This window comes from Streptomyces sp. SID14478, from assembly GCF_010548525.1.
In the GTDB taxonomy this organism is placed as follows: domain Bacteria; phylum Actinomycetota; class Actinomycetes; order Streptomycetales; family Streptomycetaceae; genus Streptomyces.
Genome location: NZ_JAAGMG010000049.1, coordinates 1 through 3,309, shown reverse-complemented (window position 1 = coordinate 3,309; position 3,309 = coordinate 1). Strand labels below are relative to the sequence as shown.

Genomic DNA, 3,309 nt, shown 5'->3' with positions numbered 1-3,309 from the left:
CGCACGGCGGGGTCGTGGGTGAGGGCGGACGCGGCGCGGGCCGCCAGGTCGGCGCGGTTCGCGGCGAGTTCGGCGGCGATCGCGCCGGTGCCTGCCGCGAGCCCCTTGGCGAGGGTGGCCACCTCGGCGGTCTTCTGCCGGGCGAACGCCAGCCAGCGCAGGATCTGCGGGTCGATGTCGCGCTCCGGCGAGGTGTCGAGCGGCACGTGCAGCAGGGAGCAGGAGGCGGCCACGTCCACGTGCCCGGCGAGGCCGAGGAGCGTGCCGAGGGTGCCGAGGGTCTTCTGCAGATCGCTCACCCAGATGTTGCGGCCGTCGACGACCCCGGCGACCAGTCGCTTGCCGGGCAGGCCGCCGACCGCCGCGAGCGCGTCGAGGTTCGCCGCCGCGGCCCCGGTGAAGTCCAGGGCGAGGCCCTCCACCGGAGCCTTGGCCAGCACGGGCAGGGCCTCGCCGAGACGGTCGAAGTAGGAGGCCACGAGCAGTCGGGGGCGGTCGCGCAGGGAACCGAGGTCGCGGTAGGCGCGGGCCGCCGTGTTCAGTTCGGCCGGCGTGCGGTCCTCGACGAGAGCGGGCTCGTCGAGCTGCACCCATGCGGCGCCCGCCGCCCGCAGGTCGGCCAGCACCTCGGCGTACACGGGCAGCAGCCGGTCGAGCAGGGTCAGCGGATCGAAGTCGGCGGCGACGCCCGGTGCGGGCTTGGCCAGCAGGAGATAGGTGACCGGGCCCACCAGGACCGGGCGGGCGGTCAGGCCCAGGCCCAGCGCCTCGGTCAGCTCGGCGACCTGCTTGGTGGAGTCGGCGCTGAACACTGTGTCCGGGCCCAACTCCGGCACCAGATAGTGGTAGTTGGTGTCGAACCACTTCGTCATCTCCAGCGGCGCCACGTCCTGCGTGCCGCGCGCCATGGCGAAGTAGCCGTCGAGCGGATCGGCGTCGACGGCGGCGCGGTGCCGCGCCGGGACCGCGCCGACCATCACGCTCGTGTCCAACACGTGGTCGTAGTAGGAGAAGTCGCCGGTCGGGACCTCGTCGACGCCGGCCTCGGCGAGCTGCTGCCAGGCGCCGCGACGCAGTGCGGCGGCGCTCGCCCGCAGGTCGTCCGCGCCCACGCGGCCCTTCCAGTACCCCTCGATCGCCTTCTTCAGTTCCCGGTCCGGTCCCTGGCGCGGGTAGCCGTACACAGTGGCCTGTGCTCCCGCGGCTGCGGTCCTGCTGGTCACGGAGATCTCCTTCGCGAGATGAATCCCTGAGATCCCGGCGACGGGACGAGGAGCGCGAAGGGGCGACGAACCGGGCGGTGCGCCGCGTGCAGTGCGCGACGCGAAGCTCCGTCAGGTGTGTACGCCGACCCGCCCTCGAGGTCACCGGGATGTCCGCGCACGCGTCGTACGCGCACGGGCAGGTGGCAGGTCTTCGGACTCGCGGGCGCGCCTCGTGTCGTACGGAACGCGTACGAGGCTCCTACTGGCCGTCGCTTCCCAGGCCCTGTTCCTCGGGCCCAGTGCGGGTGACGGCGGTCGTTCCCACTCACCGCTGCGGGGCAGTCCCGGATTCCCACCGGGTTCCCTCTTGCGACGCATCCCGCCTGGCGGACGGGGCGAACCAGCTGCGGGGCCACTGTACGGCGCCGTGCCCCGCCACGGCCAACTGCCGTGCGTACCACGGGCCCCCGGTCAGGCGGGCTCGGCGGTCGGCGGCCGCGCCGGGCCCGGCACGGGAGGCGCCGGACGCTCGTGTCCGTACTGGGCGGCCTGGGTGTGGAACATGGCGGCGTAACGGCCCCGTGCGGCGAGGAGTTCCGCGTGGCTGCCACACTCCACGACGCGCCCCTTGCTGAGGACGTAGATGAGGTCCGCCCAGCGCACTCCCGACATGCGGTGGGTGACAAGGACCACGGCACGCGAGGGCGCCGCCAGGTCGCGGATGCGGGCGAACGCCTCGATCTCGGCCTCGGGGTCGAGCGCGGAGGTCGGTTCGTCGACGATGAGGATCCCGTCCGCCTCGCCCGTCTGCGTACGCCAATGGGTGCGCGCCAGACCGAACTTCTGCCATTCGCCGCCGGACAGGTCGCTGGCGCCGCGGAACATGCGGGCCAGCAGCGTGTGGATGCCGCCCGGGAGCTTCGCGATCACCGCGGTAGCGCTCGCGTAGCGCACCGACGGCTCCAACTGGTCGGCGGTGGCCGGAAGACGGGGGCGGCCGATGCGGATGTTCATCGCGGCGGTCATGGGCCAGCGCTGGAAGTCCTGGGTCAGTTGGCTCACCCGCTCGAAGACGCGGGCCCGGTCCAGGTCCGTGAGCGGTCTGCCGCCCCACAGGACCCTGCCGCCGTGCGGGACGAGCAGACCGCTGACGACCTTCATCAGGGTCGACTTGCCGCTGCCGTTCTCGCCGACGACCGCGATCACCGCACCCATCGGCACCGTCAACGACACCTCGTCCAGGGCGGGTTCGTCACGGTCGGGGTACTGATAGGTGACCTTGTCGAGGACGACCTCGCCGATCCGGTCGGGCAGCGCGTCGCCGCCCGTGGGAATGGTCCGCCCGGCGGCCTCGGTGAGGAACTTCTCGTGGTCCTGTACGTACAGGGACTCCTCGTGGAGCTGGTTGATGTTCATGACGAGGGCGCCCAGGCTCGCCGACCCCGAGCGGACGGCGACCACCGCGGTACCGGCGATGGCCAGGCTCATGTGCCCCGCCGTGATCAGCCAGAACATCACCGCGTACGTGGCGGCCATCGCGAGGCCCGACAGACCCGTGGCGACCAGTTCGGTGGCGGCCTTGCCGTTGGCCAGGCGCCGCTGCTCCCGCTCCGCGTTCTCGGCCATGTCGCGGTAGCGCTCCAGCAGGGCCGGGCCCACCGCGTGCAGACGCACCTCCTGGGCGGCGCTGCGCTCGGTGAGCAGGGTGCCGATCAGACGGCTGGCGCGCAGGTGCTCGACCCAGTTCAGCACCGACACGTACCGCTCCTGCGCGACCCGCATCGCACCCCAGCCGCGCGGCGCGACGATCAACAGGAGCATGGGCAGCAGGGACCAGTGCAGCACGCTGAGGATCGACGCGGTGGCGACGAGCGAGATGCAGCCGTTGAGCGCGGCCACGCACGCCGAGATCATGCGGCGCGCGGACGCGGCCCCGTAGAACGCCACGTCGAGCAGGCGCCGGAACGCGGGGTCCTCGATGGCCTCCAGCTCGACGGCCTGCGCCGCGTCGAGGTACTCGGTGGTCGCCACCCGCTCCACCAGCGGCTCCAGCCGCCCGGCCCCGGAGGTCGACCAGCCGGCCAGGGCCGCGTTGACGACGGCG

General features: G+C 72.8%; 1 protein-coding gene, 1 pseudogene and 1 riboswitch. The gene and the pseudogene both read right to left on the bottom strand.

The features are described from left to right. Positions 1–1,223: pseudogene (locus tag G3I40_RS01830) on the bottom strand (5-methyltetrahydropteroyltriglutamate--homocysteine S-methyltransferase); the annotation flags it as partial. 166 nt (positions 1,224–1,389) lie between these two features. Then, a riboswitch (cobalamin riboswitch) is annotated at positions 1,390–1,625 on the bottom strand. Between the two features lie 51 nt (positions 1,626–1,676). Continuing rightward, positions 1,677–3,309 (bottom strand): ABC transporter ATP-binding protein (locus tag G3I40_RS01825; protein ID WP_164300375.1); only part of this gene is annotated, 1,633 nt, incomplete at its 5' end.